Here is a 15296-nt window from a genome sequence, read left to right on the forward strand (position 1 = left end):
GGCCGGGACTGGGCCCGCACGCCCGCGCACGAACGGGGCGCCGTGCTGCAGGCCGCGGCCGCCGTCGTCGAAGCCAATGCCGAGGCCTGGGGCCTGGAACTGGCCCGGGAAGAAGGCAAGACCGTGGCCGAGGGCCGGGGCGAGGTCCGGCGGGCGGCACAGATCCTGCGCTACTACGGCAACGAGGGCGACCGCACCGCCGGGGAGATCTTTTCCTCGCCCCGGCGCGGCGAGAAGATCCTGGTCACCCGCAAGCCGCTCGGCGTCGTCGGGGTGATCACTCCGTTCAACTTCCCCATCGCCATCCCGGCCTGGAAGATCGCCCCGGCGCTGGCCTACGGCAACACCGTGGTCTGGAAGCCGGCCAGCACGGTCCCGCTGCTGGCCATGCGGCTGGCCCAGGCCCTGGACGAGGCCAAGCTGCCGGCCGGGGTGCTGAACCTGCTGATCGGGCCCGGCTCGATGGGCAGCGGCCTGGCCGGCCATCCGGGACTGGACGGGCTGACCTTTACCGGCTCCACCGGGGTCGGCCGGCAACTGGCCGGGCAGGCCGCCTCCCGCGGGGTGCCGATGCAGGCGGAGATGGGCGGCAAGAACGCCGCCGTCGTGCTGGCCGACGCGGACCTGGAGCTGGCCGGCGAGCAGGTACTCTACGGCGCCTTCCGCTCCACCGGCCAGAAGTGCACGGCCACCTCGCGGCTGATTGTCGCCGAGACGGTCGCGGACGAATTCCTGGACCGGCTGCGGGACCGGCTGGCTACCTGGACGGTGGGCGATCCCACGGATCCCGGCGTGCACATGGGCCCGCTGGTTTCCGATGCGGCCCGCAAGTCCGTCCTCGCTGGCATCGCCGCCTCGGTGCGGCAGGGCGCGCGGGTGGCGGCCGGCGGCGGAGCGGCCGGAACCGGCGGCTACGACGGCGGTGCGCTGGCCGAGGGGGCCTTCGTCGCCCCAACCGTGCTGGAGGTCTCCGGCGCGGGAGCAGCGGCGAACCCGGCCTGGCGTGAGGAATTCTTCGGGCCGGTGCTCACCCTGCGCCGGGCCGCGGACACCCAGGAGGCCTTCGGCCTGGCCAACGACAGCGAATTCGGTCTCTCCGCGGCCGTGTTCACCCGGGATGTCGGCTGTGCCCTCGACGCCATCGACGACCTGGACGTGGGCATCCTGCACATCAATTCCGAATCCGCCGGGGCGGACCCGCATGTGCCCTTCGGCGGGGCGAAGAAGAGCGGGTACGGACCCAAGGAGCAGGGCGCCGCGGCCAGGGAGTTCTTCACCCACACCACCACGGTGTACCTCAGGGGTGGTGCGGCATGAGCGCCATCCCGTCCATCGAAGGCATCCACAACATCCTGGTCGTAGGCGCCGGCACCATGGGCAGCCAGATCGGCCTGGTCGCGGCGCTGGCCGGCTACGCCACCACCGTCCAGGACATCTCCGCAGAGATGCTTGCCCGGGCCCGGGAGCAACTGGCCGCCCGGCTGGATGCCACTGTGGCCAAGGGCCGGCTCGCCGCCACCGACGCCGAGGCTGCCCTGGACCGTTTGGCCTTCGCCACCGACCTGGACGCCGCCGCGTCCCGGGCGGACTTCATGATCGAAGCGGCCACCGAGCGGCTGGAGGTCAAGGAGCAGATCTTCGCCCGGCTCGGCAGGCTCGCTCCGGACCATGCCATCCTGGCCACCAACTCCTCCACGCTGGGCTCGTCCAAGGTCGCCCCCGCCACGGGCCGGGCCGACCGGGTGTGCAACATGCACTTCTTCAACCCGGCGCTGGTGATGAAGTGCGTGGAAGTGGTCCGGCACGAGGAGACCTCGCAGGCCACCGTGGAAACCACCATGGAGCTGGCCCGCCGCTTCGGCAAGGAGCCGGTGCTGATCAACCGAGAAATCCCGGGATTCATCGCCAACCGGCTGATGGGCGCCGTCCAGCGCGAGGCCCTGGCCCTGGCCGCCGCCGGCATTGCCAGCAGGGAGGACATCGACGCCACCGCGCGCACCGCGCTGGGCTATCCGATGGGTCCGTTCGAGCTGATGGACATGGTGGGCCTGGACGTCATCGACTTCATCGCCCGGGCCACCTATGCCGAAACCGGGGACGAGGCGGACAGGCCGGATCCGCAGGTCGCCGCGCTGGTGGCCCAGGGCAGGCTCGGCCGCAAGTCCGGCCAAGGCTGGTACAGGTATTGAGCGCGGACAAGACAACTTAATACTATGCGAATGATTAACTTCATTGTAATGTAGCTCTCACAGTTCCGGATGGTCCGGCCGTCCAGAGTACAGGAAGGCACTGCTTCACGATGAAGAGAATCACGGTCCTGGCCGGCGGCGTCGGCGGCGCGCGGTTCATCCGCGGGCTGCTGACCCACCTGGCCGCAGCCTGGCCCTCCGGCTCCGGCACCGGGTCCTCGGTGGAGGTCACCGTCATCGCCAATACGGGCGATGACCTGTGGCTGAACGGCCTGCGCGTCTGCCCGGACCTGGACACCCTGATGTACACCCTCGGCGGCGGCATTGAGGAGGACCAGGGCTGGGGGCGCGCCGGCGAGAGCCGCCGGACCTCGGCCGAAATCGCCGCCTACGGGCGCGGCTGGGCGTGGTTCACCCTGGGCGACCTGGACCTGGCCACCCATATCGTGCGCTCGGACCTGCTGCGCGAGGGGGCCACGCTGAGTGAGGCCACGGAGGTCCTGTGCCGGCGCTGGCAGCCGGGGGTCACCCTGCTGCCGATGAGCGACGAGCCGGTGGAGACCCATGTGCGGCTGGCGGAGGCCGCGGACGAACACCGCGCCGGGGACCTGATCCACTTCGAGGAATGGTGGGTCAGGTACCGGGCCGGCATCCCGGCCGCCGGATTCGTCCAGGTCGGTCTGGAAACGGCTGCCGCAGCTCCCGGGGTCGTCGATGCGATCCTGTCCGCCGATGTGGTCCTGCTCCCGCCGTCGAATCCGGTGGTCTCCGTCGGCACGATCCTGGCCGTCCCGGGCATCCGCGAGGCCCTGCGCGGCACGGCGGCGCCGGTGATCGGCCTCTCCCCCATGATCGGCGGGACCGCGGTGCGCGGGATGGCGGAGGCATGCCTGGCAACGATCGGCGTCGCCCCGGCCGCCCTCGACGTCGGGCTCCACTATGGGCCCCGCAGCGCCGGCGGGCTGCTGGACGGCTGGCTGGTGGACACCGCCGACGCGGAGGCCGTCCCGACGCTGGAGGACGCCGGGATCCGGGCAGCGGCCGTGCCCCTGTGGATGACCGATGTGCCGGCCGCCGCCGCCATGGCGGCCGACGCCCTGGCCCTGGCCCGGCAACCCGCCCGCACCTGAGGCACAACCTGGAATCGCAGCAGATCCGGCGAAGGTACCGACCCGACCAACCACCCGATTGGAGCCCCGACCATGGCTGACAGTGAATCGTTTGTTCCCTCCGAGAGCGCGCTGCGCCGGGCCCTGCGCCGGGCCGAAGACGGGGTGACGCTGAATCCGGCCGAGGCCGAGACGCTGCTGCACGCCCGGGGCGCGCACCTGGACCGGCTGCTGGCTGCGGCCTCAAGGGTGCGGGATGCGGGGCTGGAGCAGGCCGGCCGGCCGGGGGTCATCACGTATTCGAAGAAGGTGTTCGTCCCGGTCACGCAGCTGTGCCGGGACCGCTGCCACTACTGCACGTTCGCGCAGACCCCGGGGCAGCTGGGGCGGGCGGGCAGGGACATGTTCCTGTCTCCGGATCAGATCCTGGACATCGCCCGCCAGGGTGCGGCACTGGGGTGCAAGGAGGTTTTGTTCACCCTCGGGGACCGGCCGGAGGCCAGGTGGCCGGCGGCCCGTCAGTGGCTGGACGCCCACGGCTACGACTCCACGCTGGACTATGTGCGGGCCATGGCCATCCGGGTGCTGGAGGAGACCGGGCTGCTGCCGCACCTGAACCCGGGGGTGATGAGCTGGGAGGAGATCCAGCGCCTGAAGCCCGTGGCCCCGTCGATGGGCATGATGCTTGAGACCACCGCCGCCCGGCTCTTCACCGAAAAGGGCGGGCCGCACTTCGGGTCCCCGGACAAGGACCCGGCGGTACGGCTGCGGGTGCTCGAGGACGCCGGCCGGTCGTCTGTTCCGTTCACCACCGGGGTGCTGCTGGGCATCGGGGAGACCTACGCCGAACGCGTCGAGGCCGTCTTCGCCCTTCGCGCGGCCGACCGGCGCTACGGGCACCTCCAGGAGGTGATCGTGCAGAACTTTAGGGCCAAGGACGCCACCGCGATGATGAACAGGCCCGACCTGGCCATGGAGGAGTACGCGGCCGCCGTCGCCGTCACGCGCCTGGTGCTCGGGCCCAAGGCCCGGGTACAGGCCCCGCCGAACCTGACCGACGCGGCCGAACTGTCCCTGCTGATCCGGGCCGGGATCGATGACTGGGGCGGGGTCAGCCCGCTGACCCCGGACCATGTCAACCCGGAGCGGCCCTGGCCGCACCTGGAGGACCTGGCGGACCTCACCGCGGCGGCCGGTTTCACCCTGCGGGAACGGCTGACCGCGCACCCGCGCTATGTCCTGGCCGGGGAACCCTGGATCGACCCAAGGGTGCTCCCGCACGTGCGCGCGCTGGCGGGCCCCGACGGGCTCGCGGCCGAAGACGCGCTGCCGGCGGGGCTGCCCTGGCAGGAGCCGGACCCGGACTGGGCCGGAACCGGCCGGGTGAACCTGCACACCGAGATCGACACCACCGGCAGGTCCGGGGACCGGCGGACGGACTTCGACGCGGTCTACGGGGACTGGGACGCCCTGGCCGAACAGGTGAACGCACAGGCATCCGCGCGCCAGATCCCGGCCGGCGGCGGGGACCTGGCGGTCCGGGCCGCGCTGCGCAAGGCCGAGGAGGATCCGGCGGGCCTGGCGGACGCGGACTACCTGGCCCTGCTCAGCGCCGACGGGCCGGACCTGGACGCGCTGGCGGACCTGGCCGACCGGGTGCGGGCGGACACCGTGGGGGACACGGTGGGGTACGTGGTGAACCGGAACATCAACTTCACCAATGTCTGCTACACCGGCTGCCGGTTCTGCGCCTTCGCCCAGCGCCGCACCGACGCCGACGCCTACACCCTGTCCCTGGCCCAGGTCGGGGACCGGGTCGACGAGGCCTGGGCGATCGGGGCCACGGAAATCTGCATGCAGGGCGGGATCCATCCGGACCTGCCCGGCAGCGCCTACTTCGACCTGGCCCGCGAGGTCAAGAAAAGGCAGCCGGGCATCCACCTGCACGCCTTTTCCCCGATGGAAATCGTCAACGGGGCCGCCCGCACGGGCCTGTCCTACGCCGACTTCCTCGCCCAAGCCAAGGATGCGGGCTTGGACACCATCCCGGGCACGGCCGCCGAGATCCTCGACGACGAGGTGCGCTGGATCCTGACCAAGGGCAAACTGCCGGCCAAAACCTGGATCGAGATCGTCACCACCGCCCACCGGGCCGGCATCCGCTCCAGCGCCACCATGATGTACGGGCACGTGGACAACCCCACCCACTGGGTGCACCACCTGCGCACCCTTACCCGCATCCAGGACGAAACCGGCGGTTTCACCGAATTCGTGCTGCTGCCCTTCATCCACACCAATGCCCCGGTCTACCTGGCCGGCATCGCCCGGCCCGGCCCCACCCTGCAGGAAAACCGGGCCGTGCACGCCGTCGCCCGCCTGATGCTGCACGGCCGGATCGGCCACATCCAGACCTCCTGGGTCAAACTCGGCACCGAAGGCACGCAACTGATGCTCGCCTCAGGCGCGGACGACCTGGGCGGAACCCTGATGGAGGAGACCATCTCCCGCATGGCCGGGGCCGAGAACGGCTCCGAGAAAACCGTGACCGAACTCGAGGACATGATCCATGCGATCGGGCGCACTCCGCGCCAGCGCACCACCACCTACGGCACCCCGCCGCCCGAGCGCCTGGCCACTGCCGCCCGGCACGCCGACACCGGGTACGCCGCGACCGGAAAATCCCTCAACGTCCTGCCCGCCGAGGCCGACGGCGGACGCGTGCACCCGGGCAGGGTCCCGGTGACCATCGGAATGCGGCCGCTGTAAGCCTCCGGCGGGCGGCCGAAAGATAAGGAGTCCATTATGCCGATCAGACCTTCCCCGGATCCGGCTCCCGGCGGGGCATGGACAATTGTGGTGCCCTTCAAGGGGGGCGCCGCGGCCAAGAGCCGGCTCGGATTGGCTACAAAAGAAGGCCCCGGATTCAGCCCCGGCATGCGTCACGAAATCGCCATGGCCTTCCTCCGCGACACCGTCACAGCCGCCCTGGCCGTCCCCGGCGTGGCGAACATCGTGGTCGTCTCCTCGGATCCGGCCCTGGTGACGGCCGTTCCCGGCATCGTCCTGGTGGCCGATCCGGGACGGGGACTGAACGCCGCCGCCGCGGCCGGCATTTCATGGGCGAGGAGGCAGGAGCCCAATCGTGCCGTCGCCGTCCTGACCGGGGACCTGCCCTGCCTGGCACCCCGCGACCTGGCCGCCGCCCTGGAAGCGGCCCGGCACCACCCGCTGTCCGTGGTGCCCGACCGCCACGGCACGGGCACCACTATGGTTTCCGCCCTCCCAGGAACGGAACTCATCCCGCGGTTCGGCCCGCACTCGTACGACGCGCACCTGCGGGCCGGGCACACCGTCCTGCCCGTCCCGGCGGGGTCCACAGTCCGCCATGACGTCGACACGCTCCACGACCTGGCCCGGGCGCTGCAGCACGGTGTCGGCGGCCACACCCGGGCTGCGTTGCCGCCGTCATGGCCGCGTCCGCACGCCGGCCATCGTGCCGGCAGCCGGCGATCCTTCGCTGCGGCGGCAGCCGGTTGACCTGACCGGCCGATAAACTGCTTCAATCCTTCGATTCCAGTCACTCCCCTTTGCAGAGGTAACCGATGTCCGGTTTTTCCGTCACCGCCCTTGAGGGCATCCCCGAAATCGGTCCCGGCGACGACCTGGCGGCCCTCATCGGCGAAGCCCTCGCGGTCTCCGCCGAAGGCATCCGCGGCGGGGACATCCTCGTGGTCACCAGCAAGATCGTCTCCAAGGCCGAGGGCCGCCAGGTGCCCGCCGCCGACCGGGAAGCAGCCATCACCGCCGAAACCGTGCGCCTGGTCGCCAGCCGGACCCACCCCGGGGGCGTGACCCGGATCGTGGAAAACCGGCAGGGACTGGTCCTGGCCGCCGCCGGGGTGGACAACAGCAACACCCCGGAGGGCACCGTCCTGCTGCTGCCCGAGGACCCCGATGCCTCGGCCCGCCGGCTCTGCACCGCCCTGCGCGCCCGGTTCGGCGTGGCCCTGGGCGTGATCCTCAGCGACACTCTGGGCCGGCCCTGGCGTGAAGGCCAGACCGACGCCGCGATCGGCGCCGCCGGCCTGCACGTGCTGGAGGACTACCGGGGCACACGGGACGCGCACGGGAACCTGCTGGCCGTCTCCGCCGCCGCCGTCGCCGACGAAATCGCCGCCGCCGCGGACCTGGTCAAGGGCAAGGCCACCGGCCGGCCGGTGGCGCTCGTGCGCGGCCTGGCCCACCTGGTGCTCGACGACCTGGACGTTCCGGCGGGCACCGCCCGTGCCCTGATCCGCCCCGCCGGACAGGACATGTTCCGGCTCGGCAGCGACGAGGCCTACGCCCGGGGCTTCGCCGACGGCCAGGCGGCAGGCGCTGCCCTTCAGACGGCCGCGTCGACAGTGCCGGAATAGGCCACCACCGGCCGCCTGCTCACCGGATGGGCAGAGACCTCCGCCTTCACCGCATGACACCTTCGACCATCTCCGCGGTCAACACGTCCGCTACCGGACCCGGGGCGACCGCCCGTCCGCCGGCCAACACGATCAACACGATCAGGTCAACACGATGAGGTGGTCGCAGAACACGGCGGCCAGGTTCAAGTCGTGCAGCGCGGCGACGACGGTAACTCCCGCCTGGGGCAGCCTCCGGACCAGGGAAAGAACGTTGAGCTGCACGTGGATGCCGAGGTGGTTAGTCGGCTCGTCGAGCATCGGCGGCGCACTCTTCGGGGGCCGGCGCTGTTCCTGGTGCAACTGCTGGTGATCCGCACGGCAGACGCGCGCTCGCCGTCGTACTATCTGATGGGTGCGGCCCTGACGCTGATCACACTGTTCACCATCCGCAAGTACGCAAAGACCGGCGAAGCACTGGCTTAGCCCGCCTGCGTACTGCCGCTGCGGCCACGGACGCACGAACCGCAGCCTGGGCGAACGCGGCCCTGGCTCGTCGCCTCCGTGTGGCTTCCGCCGGCAAAGGACCGGCCCTCGCTGACCGCCGGCAGCGACCGGTGGAAAGCAACCGGCACCCGTGCAACAAGTACGGGTGCCGGGCGGCAGCGTCCGGGGAGCGTGCCGGACGGTTCCGTCCTTCACGCTCCCCGGACGGGATTGGTCAGCGGGTCACGGATCCGGTCAGGGACGCGACGGGCCGCAGCAGGAGCGGACGGGCCGCGATCCAGGCCGCCGCCATGACCACCAGGGAGGCTGCGAAGATCCAGAAACCGACCCAGCTGTGGTCATCGCGCCCGCCGTACATGTGGTTCAGGTTGCGCAGGGCGCCGGTGGCCATCACCAGGGTGACGTGGACGATGATGAAGGCCACGAAATAAATCATGACCGGTACATGGATGGCCCTGGCCGCCTCGATCGGATAGGCCTTGTTCAGCTTTGCGGCCTCTTTGGGCCAGGCGGGGGACATCCGCAGCCCGGTGATGATGGCCAGCGGGGCCGCAATGAACACCGTGGCGAAGTATGTCAGGACCTGCAGGCTGTTGTAGTTCACCCAGCCGTTCTCCGTCGGCCAGTCCAGCGAGGCGTACTGCAGGGCCGCCGATAGAGCATTGGGGAAGACGTCCCAGCTCGTGGGGACAATGCGCATCCACTGGCCGGTCGCGACCAGCAGGATGAAGAAAACAACCCCGTTCAGGACCCAGAGGGCATCCAGGCTGAGGTGGAACCACAGGTGCAGGCTCATCTTGGTGGGGCGGTTTTTGGTCCGGATCAGGCCGGTGTTGTTGCGCGTCCAATAGGCCGGCGGGCGGATGGTGGTGCGGACCTGCCATCCCGACCTGACGATCAGGAGGATCAGGAGCGAGTTGAGGAAGTGCTGCCAGGACAGCCAGGCCGGAAAGCCGGCCGGGGCCCCGTGCGGCAGTTCGGATTCACCGGGGTAGTCCGCCAGGAACGACTGGACTGCGGGGAGGTCGCGGAGGCCTTTGGCAACGAGGACGACGGCAAGGAGTGCAACGATGGCGCCGGACAGGATCCAGGCCAGCTTGAACCACTTGTTCTTGGGAGTCGTTGGTCTTGTCGAAGTCGATGTGGACATGAGGCTTCGTGTCTCTCTGCGATGGACGTTCCCGTCCGAGGTTGGTTGGAACGGTGACGCCGAGTGCCTGCGGCTCCGGACGGCGCCGGCCGGAGCCGCAGGCGAGTTGGCGCTGGTTAGCTGGCTCGGGCTTCGATGGCCTTGACCAGCTGGGGCACGACAGCGAAGACGTCGCCGACGACGCCGAAGTCGGCAATGTTGAAGATCGGCGATTCCGGATCCTTGTTGATCGCGACGATGGTCTTCGACGTCTGCATTCCTGCCCGGTGCTGGATGGCTCCGGAGATCCCCAGTGCGATGTAGAGCTGCGGCGACACCGAGGTGCCGGTCTGGCCCACCTGGTACGACTGCGGCACGTAACCGGCGTCGACGGCCGCGCGGGAGGCGCCGACGGCGGCACCGAGCGCGTCGGCCAATTGCTCGACAAGAACGAAGTTTTCCTTCGACCCGAGCCCGCGGCCTCCTGAGACTACCTTGTCGGCGCCGCGCAGGTCCGGGCGGCTCGAGGTGACGGCGGCGTCCTTGACGCTGTCGATGACCGCGGAGGCGGCGGCATTGGCGGTCACCGATGCGGCCGTGAGTGCGGCCGACGTTGGAGTGGCGCGGTCTTCGACGGCCCCCTGACGTACGGTGATCACCGCAAGCCCACCCTCGACGGTGGATTCGACGTTGAAAGCCCCGCCGAAGACGGAGTGGGCCGCGACAATGCGGTCGCCCTCCAAACGCAGGTCGACGGCGTCCGTCACCAGCCCGGCACGCAGCCGCACAGCGATGCGGCCCGCAACATCGCGGCCGTCGACCGAGTTGACAGCCACGATCGCGGACGGCTCCAGCGCCGCCGCGGCGGCGGCGAGGGCCTCGACCTGCGGGGTCGCCAGCAGCTTGCCGGCCTGGTCGGTTTCGGCAAGGTAGACCTGCGCCGCGCCGAGGGATCCAAGGTGTTCGGCCAGTCCGCCGGAGGAACCGGGTGCCATGGCCACGACGGCCACCGGGGTGCCGAGCTTGGCCGCTGCGGCAATGACTGCGGCGGCGGTGCCGCGGATCTCTCCGTCGGCCGAGGTTTCGATGAGCGCGAGTACGTTGGACATGTTCGATTCCTCCGTTAGATCAGGCGGTTGGCGGCCAGGAAGTCGGCGAGCTGCTCGCCCGCGTTCCCCTCGTCGACGATCTTGGTTCCGGCGGTGCGGGCCGGACGCTCACTGGTGTTCAGGACGACGGACCGTCCCCCCGCCGGCAGCGCAGCCAGCTCCAGTCCGAGTTCGGACAGCGAGACAACGCTCAGCGGCTTGCGCTTGGCAGTGATGATCCCCTTGAAGTTGGGGAAGCGTGCCTCGGCCGCCCGTTCGGTGATCGAAATGACCGCGGGAAGCGCAGCGCGCACGTCCTGGGTGCCGTATTCCGTAGCCCGTTCTCCAGTGACCTCGCCCGAGGAGAGGTCGACGGAATCCAGGAAGCTCAAGTGCGGGAGGTTCAGGTGCTCGGCGAGCATCGCAGGGATGGCGCCGCCGCGGCCGTCCGTCGACTCGTTGCCCGCAATGACGAGGTCGTATTCGTTGCGCGTCAGTGCGGCGGCGAGGACCGAGGCGGTGACGCCCATGTCGGCTCCCTCCAGCGCGTCGTCCTGTACGTGGATGGCCGCGTCCGCACCCATGGACAGGCCCTTGCGCAGGGCCGCGGTGACTGACGCCGGACCCATGGAGAGCACGGTGACGTGCGTTCCCTTATTCGCATCTTTGTACCTGAGCGCCACTTCAAGGGCGCGCTCGCTGATCTCATCGAGGATCGCTTCGCCGGCTCCGCGGTCGACCCGACCAGTCCGGGTATCGAGCCGGCGCTCCCCGTAGGTGTCCGGCACCTGCTTCATGAGGACGATGATCTTCATTGCTTCACTCCTTTGTTGCGTCCGATTCCAACGTGGACAACTTGGGCCGCTTTATGACCACCGTACCAGAAAGATGCATATCATGACCATAGATTAGTCCGAGTCTGGCCGGGTCAGTGTCCTAGGGCTGCCCGCCGTCGACGGTGATGATCGCGCCGGTGGTGTAGCTGGAGGCATCACTCGCGAGGTAGAGCGCCGTCCCGACGATCTCCTCTGGCCGGCCGCCGCGCCCCAGGGCGAACGCCTGAGCACGCCGGGCGAAGGCCTCCTCGTCCCACGACCTGCTCACATCGGTCAGGAAGGTGCCGGCCATGATGGCGTTGCAGCGCACGGTGGGTCCGAAAGTGTGGGCCAGGCCCACGGTGAGCGCATTCAAGCCGGCCTTGGCCGCTGCGTAAGGCAGGACGTGCGGCTTGGGGTGGACGGCCGCCGCGCTGGAGATGTTGATGATGGACCCCCCGCCATCCGCCGCCATCCTGGTGCCAACGAGCGCGGACAGCCGGAACGGGCCCTTCAGGTTCACGTCGAGCACCTTGTCGAAGAGCTCCTCGGTGATCGTGTCCACGGAATCGTAAAGCGGGGACATGCCGGCATTGTTGACCAGCACGTCGACTTTCCCAAACCGTTCGTAGGATGCGTCGACGAGCGACTCCAGATCACCCCAGCGGCCGACGTGCACGCCGAAGCCCATCGCCCGCCGGCCGGTTTCGGCCTCTATTTCGCGGGCGAACTCCTCACAGGCGTCACCCTTGCGGCTGGCCACGATGACGTCGGCCCCTGCCCTCGCCAAACCGAGCGCCATGGCCCGGCCCAATCCACGGCTCCCGCCCGTCACAAGAGCGACACGGTCCTTGAGATCGAAGGCGTTCGGGATTTCGGTACGCATACTTTCCCCTTGGTTAGGTGGTTGCCCTGGACTTCAACGGCGGCCGATGCAACCAGGCCGCTGCGCCAGGAGGTCCGCCGTTACATGACAACAGTACTATGATAATCATTGATTTGTTTATGGATTCCAGAAAATGCGACGTCGGCAAGGCCTTCCGGTACCGGAGCGGACCGGGGGACCGTTGTCATCCAACTTCCGTTAATCCATTATCATTATTACTATTTTCTAAACTTGGACCGAAGGAAGAGGGTGAGGCTGCCATGGACCAGCCCCAAACGGAAACCCCGCGCCTGCTCGAGGGTGTGCGGGTCGTGGAACTGGGATCGATGTATGCTGCCCCCACTGCGGGGCGCATGCTGCGCGATTTCGGCGCCGAGGTCATCAAGGTCGAAGACCCCGTCAGCGGGGACATGGCCAGGCAGTGGCAGCCGCAAAAGGACGGGCTGGCACTGGGGTTCGCACGCCTGAACTCCGGGAAGCGGTCCGTGGGAGTCGACCTGCGCCATCCGGAAGGGCGGGAAGTCGCACTTGAGCTCATCCGCACTGCCGACGTCGTCATCGAATCCTTCCGCCCGGGACGCCTCGAGGCATGGGGCATGGGCTACGACGTCCTGTCCAAGATGAACCCCGGCCTGGTGCTGACCCGGGTCAGCGGCTTCGGTCAAAGCGGGCCTTACAGCAGCAGGCCGGGATTCGGCACCGTCGCCGAGACCGCCAGCGGCTACGCCTTTCTCAACGGGTGGCCGGACACCCCGCCCACGGCCCCGCCGTTCGGTTTCGCCGATTCGATCGCCGGCATCTCCGCCGCCTTCGGCACCGCCATGGCACTGTTCCGGCGCGAAGTCAGCGGCGTAGGCTCGGAAGTCGACGTGGCTCTGTACGAGCCCTTGATGTTCATCCTCGGCGACGCCCTGCTGAACTACACGTCCACCGGAACCATCATGACCCGGGTGGGCAACACCTCCGGCTCCGCGTCGCCCCGGGGCATCTACCAGGCCGGGGACGGCGGGTGGCTCTCCATCGCGGCCTCGGCCCAGACCATCGCCATGCGGCTTTTCGATGCGATGGGCCGGCCGGAGCTGAAGACGGACGCGCGCTACGCCACCAACGAGGCCCGCATGCGGAACAATGCCGACCTGCAGGAGATCGTCAAGGCCTGGGTCGGCTCAATGCCCCGCAGCAAGGTCCTGGACACCCTGGAGGACTACGAAGTGGTCGCCGCGCCCGTAAACGACTCCAGCGACATCGTCCAGGATCCGCACTTCCTGGAACGCACCCTGGTCAACCTGTCCGGGACCATCCTCGGCAACGCGATGATGACGGGGCCGATCCTCCACGTGACCGGCTCCGCCGAACCGACCTACCACGGGGTCCCGGGGATAGGTGAACATACCGAGGCGGTCCTCGCCGCCCTTGGCATCGAAGCCGGCACCCTGCGGAAGCTCGCCGCCGACGGCATACTCACCGGGGCTTGATTTCCATGACGCAGACATCGATGCGCCCCCAGAAAACGGCGGTGCTGGTCGCACAACGGATCGTTGCGGACATCCAGCGCCGCGGCAACACCGTCGGGGATCGGCTCCCGCCCGAACGCGCCATGCTGGAGGAGTACCAGATCGGACGGGGAACGCTGCGCGAGTCGCTGCGCTTCCTGGAACTCCAGGGCGTCATCGCCCTCAAGCCGGGACCGGGCGGCGGGCCGGTGGTCCAGCAGCCGGACGGCAGCGGCCTGGCCACCGCACTGACGCTGCTGCTGCAGTTCGAAAATGCTCCGTTCCGTACCATCGCCGAGTCCCGGACAGGCCTGGAACCCATGATGGCCCAGCTGGCTGCCATGCGTATGAGCGATGCACAGATCGCCGAACTCAAGTACAGCGTGGACCATATGGGCGAGCACCTCGGCGACGAGGCCGAATTCCTGGAAATGAACAAGCGCTTCCACGACATCATTGCCCATGGCTCCGGCAACGTGATGTTCGGCTATCTCGTGGAGTCGCTGCTCGGAATGCTCGACGGCAGTGCCATCGGCATCGACTATCCCGAACATCGCAGGGGCGCGGTCCATGCGGCCCACGCCAACATCTACGAGGCCATCGCCGCCCGGGATCCCGAAGCATCCGCAGCGGCCATGCACGACCACATCGCGGCCTATGCGCATTATGCGGAGCGGAAGTTTCCGGAACTGCTGGATATGCCGATCTCCTGGACCTCCCACTAGCGGAGGACCCCGGAGGACGGACCGGTTCGAGAGGCAGGACGGGTATGGGACCGCACGCAGACATCAGCCGCGGGGCAAACCGGCAACGGGCCGCCGAGTCGTTCGAGGAAGTATGCGCGCTGCTGCGGCCCCGCCCGCTCGGCCACGGCCGGTATACCGGCGGCACGATGTCGGCCCGGTGGGGCGTTTCCTATGGGGGCCTGCTCGTCGCACAGGCGCTCGCCGCCGCTTCCGCGGATGTGCCGCAGGGCCTCTGGGTGCGCAGCCTGCATGCCTATTTTGTCGAAGCCGGGGCGGCCGACCGGGGCGTGGAGATCGACGTCGTTCCGATCCGCGACGGCCGTTCCACCTGCTGGCGCAGCGTGCGCGTACGGCAGGCAGAGCGGTTGCTGCTGACCGCAGACCTTACCTTCGCCAGGGATTCCAGCAGCCCTGCCCATCAGGCGCCGATCCCCGCTGTCCGGCCGCCCGAGGTACTGCCCAACGTCGGCCGCGTCCTGGCAGATTTTGACGACGTCCACGTCCATTGGAACGACGATTCGGCGTTTGACCTTCGCTATGTGGACAATCCACCGCGGCTGACGGCACGTGAAGCCGGCCGTGACCGGCCTCGGTCTTCGGTCTGGGTCAGGGCCATGGGGCCTGATCCGAACGACAGGGCACTGAATGCGGCCCTGCTCGCATACGCCAGCGATATGTGCATGCTGGATCCATTGCTGAAACCCCACGGCCTGTGGTGGGGAAACGGCAGCGCCAAGGGATTCTCGATGGATCATTCAATGTGGTTCCATGCGCCGGCCCGGACGGATGAGTGGATCCTGGTCGACCAGCATTCCCCGGCCCTGCGCGACGGCCGCGGCCTGGCGCTGGCGGACATGTTTACCCGCAGCGGCGAACTGCTGTGCAGCGTGGCGCAGCAGGGGTCCATGCGGGCCCCTCCCCCGCGGCACGGCTGATCGCC

General features: G+C 69.0%; 14 protein-coding genes. 10 read left to right on the plus strand and 4 right to left on the minus strand.

What is annotated here, in order from left to right; all coding sequences use genetic code 11:
• The 7 genes from ACFQ36_RS01780 to ACFQ36_RS01810 all read left to right on the plus strand — a co-directional run.
• On the plus strand, window positions 1-1317 hold a 1317-nt coding region (locus ACFQ36_RS01780; protein ID WP_377009984.1), incomplete at its 5' end, for an aldehyde dehydrogenase family protein.
• Window positions 1314-2189: a 3-hydroxyacyl-CoA dehydrogenase family protein gene (locus tag ACFQ36_RS01785; RefSeq protein ID WP_377009986.1), complete on the plus strand. Its 876-nt coding sequence runs from the start codon at window positions 1314-1316 to the stop codon at window positions 2187-2189. The genes ACFQ36_RS01780 and ACFQ36_RS01785, both read left to right, overlap by 4 nt.
• A 110-nt stretch (window positions 2190-2299) precedes the next feature.
• Window positions 2300-3319: a 2-phospho-L-lactate transferase gene (cofD, locus tag ACFQ36_RS01790; protein ID WP_377009988.1), complete on the plus strand. Its 1020-nt coding sequence runs from the start codon at window positions 2300-2302 to the stop codon at window positions 3317-3319.
• Between the two features lie 72 nt (window positions 3320-3391).
• A complete protein-coding gene (locus ACFQ36_RS01795; RefSeq protein WP_377009990.1) occupies window positions 3392-6064 on the plus strand; it encodes a bifunctional FO biosynthesis protein CofGH in 2673 nt (890 codons plus the stop codon).
• Between the two features lie 36 nt (window positions 6065-6100).
• The gene (cofC, locus tag ACFQ36_RS01800; protein WP_377009992.1) at window positions 6101-6835 is read left to right on the plus strand and encodes a 2-phospho-L-lactate guanylyltransferase; all 735 of its coding nucleotides are present in this window, start codon (window positions 6101-6103) and stop codon (window positions 6833-6835) included.
• A gap of 65 nt (window positions 6836-6900) precedes the next feature.
• Complete coding sequence (locus ACFQ36_RS01805) at window positions 6901-7713, plus strand: coenzyme F420-0:L-glutamate ligase (protein ID WP_377009994.1); 813 nt, start codon at window positions 6901-6903, stop codon at window positions 7711-7713.
• A gap of 159 nt (window positions 7714-7872) precedes the next feature.
• Complete coding sequence (locus ACFQ36_RS01810; protein ID WP_377009996.1) at window positions 7873-8178, plus strand: hypothetical protein; 306 nt, start codon at window positions 7873-7875, stop codon at window positions 8176-8178.
• A 235-nt stretch (window positions 8179-8413) separates the two neighbouring features.
• Here ACFQ36_RS01810 and ACFQ36_RS01815 read toward each other — a convergent pair whose 3' ends face one another.
• The 4 genes from ACFQ36_RS01815 to ACFQ36_RS01830 all read right to left on the minus strand — a co-directional run bounded on the left by ACFQ36_RS01815 (window position 8414) and on the right by ACFQ36_RS01830 (window position 12117).
• Window positions 8414-9349: a cytochrome b/b6 domain-containing protein gene (locus ACFQ36_RS01815; protein WP_377009998.1), complete on the minus strand. Its 936-nt coding sequence runs from the start codon at window positions 9347-9349 to the stop codon at window positions 8414-8416.
• A 116-nt stretch (window positions 9350-9465) separates the two neighbouring features.
• Window positions 9466-10437, minus strand: a complete 972-nt coding sequence (locus ACFQ36_RS01820; protein ID WP_377010000.1) for an electron transfer flavoprotein subunit alpha/FixB family protein — start codon at window positions 10435-10437, stop codon at window positions 9466-9468.
• Between the two features lie 14 nt (window positions 10438-10451).
• Window positions 10452-11231, minus strand: a complete 780-nt coding sequence (locus ACFQ36_RS01825; RefSeq protein ID WP_377010002.1) for an electron transfer flavoprotein subunit beta/FixA family protein — start codon at window positions 11229-11231, stop codon at window positions 10452-10454.
• A 121-nt stretch (window positions 11232-11352) separates the two neighbouring features.
• Window positions 11353-12117 carry an SDR family NAD(P)-dependent oxidoreductase gene (locus tag ACFQ36_RS01830; RefSeq protein ID WP_377010004.1) on the minus strand — a complete coding sequence of 255 codons (765 nt, stop codon included), beginning with the start codon at window positions 12115-12117 and terminating at the stop codon, window positions 11353-11355.
• 260 nt (window positions 12118-12377) lie between these two features.
• Here ACFQ36_RS01830 and ACFQ36_RS01835 point away from each other — a divergent pair, with 260 nt between their 5' ends.
• Genes ACFQ36_RS01835 through ACFQ36_RS01845 form a run of 3 tightly spaced genes read left to right on the plus strand, consistent with a single transcriptional unit; the run spans window position 12378 to window position 15291 of the window.
• Window positions 12378-13592, plus strand: a complete 1215-nt coding sequence (locus tag ACFQ36_RS01835; protein ID WP_377010006.1) for a CaiB/BaiF CoA transferase family protein — start codon at window positions 12378-12380, stop codon at window positions 13590-13592.
• 20 nt (window positions 13593-13612) lie between these two features.
• Window positions 13613-14335 (plus strand): FadR/GntR family transcriptional regulator, encoded by a 723-nt coding sequence (locus ACFQ36_RS01840; protein WP_377010008.1) that lies wholly within the window; start codon window positions 13613-13615, stop codon window positions 14333-14335.
• 44 nt (window positions 14336-14379) lie between these two features.
• Window positions 14380-15291 (plus strand): acyl-CoA thioesterase, encoded by a 912-nt coding sequence (locus tag ACFQ36_RS01845; protein WP_377010010.1) that lies wholly within the window; start codon window positions 14380-14382, stop codon window positions 15289-15291.
• Window positions 15292-15296: the final 5 nt, after the last annotated feature.

The sequence above is a fragment of the Arthrobacter sp. GCM10027362 genome (assembly GCF_042679445.1).
Lineage (GTDB): Bacteria > Actinomycetota > Actinomycetes > Actinomycetales > Micrococcaceae > Crystallibacter.

Bases quoted from the DNA above. Each gene is read 5' to 3' on its own strand.
- ACFQ36_RS01825 (WP_377010002.1), bottom strand. From the start codon at position 11,231: ATGAAGATCATCGTCCTCATGAAGCAGGTGCCGGACACCTACGGGGAG.
- ACFQ36_RS01815 (WP_377009998.1), bottom strand. From the start codon at position 9,349: ATGTCCACATCGACTTCGACAAGACCAACGACTCCCAAGAACAAGTGG.
- ACFQ36_RS01835 (WP_377010006.1), top strand. From the start codon at position 12,378: ATGGACCAGCCCCAAACGGAAACCCCGCGCCTGCTCGAGGGTGTGCGG.
- ACFQ36_RS01840 (WP_377010008.1), top strand. From the start codon at position 13,613: ATGCGCCCCCAGAAAACGGCGGTGCTGGTCGCACAACGGATCGTTGCG.
- cofD (WP_377009988.1), top strand. From the start codon at position 2,300: ATGAAGAGAATCACGGTCCTGGCCGGCGGCGTCGGCGGCGCGCGGTTC.
- ACFQ36_RS01845 (WP_377010010.1), top strand. From the start codon at position 14,380: ATGGGACCGCACGCAGACATCAGCCGCGGGGCAAACCGGCAACGGGCC.
- cofC (WP_377009992.1), top strand. From the start codon at position 6,101: ATGCCGATCAGACCTTCCCCGGATCCGGCTCCCGGCGGGGCATGGACA.
- ACFQ36_RS01820 (WP_377010000.1), bottom strand. From the start codon at position 10,437: ATGTCCAACGTACTCGCGCTCATCGAAACCTCGGCCGACGGAGAGATC.
- ACFQ36_RS01785 (WP_377009986.1), top strand. From the start codon at position 1,314: ATGAGCGCCATCCCGTCCATCGAAGGCATCCACAACATCCTGGTCGTA.
- ACFQ36_RS01830 (WP_377010004.1), bottom strand. From the start codon at position 12,117: ATGCGTACCGAAATCCCGAACGCCTTCGATCTCAAGGACCGTGTCGCT.
- ACFQ36_RS01795 (WP_377009990.1), top strand. From the start codon at position 3,392: ATGGCTGACAGTGAATCGTTTGTTCCCTCCGAGAGCGCGCTGCGCCGG.
- ACFQ36_RS01805 (WP_377009994.1), top strand. From the start codon at position 6,901: ATGTCCGGTTTTTCCGTCACCGCCCTTGAGGGCATCCCCGAAATCGGT.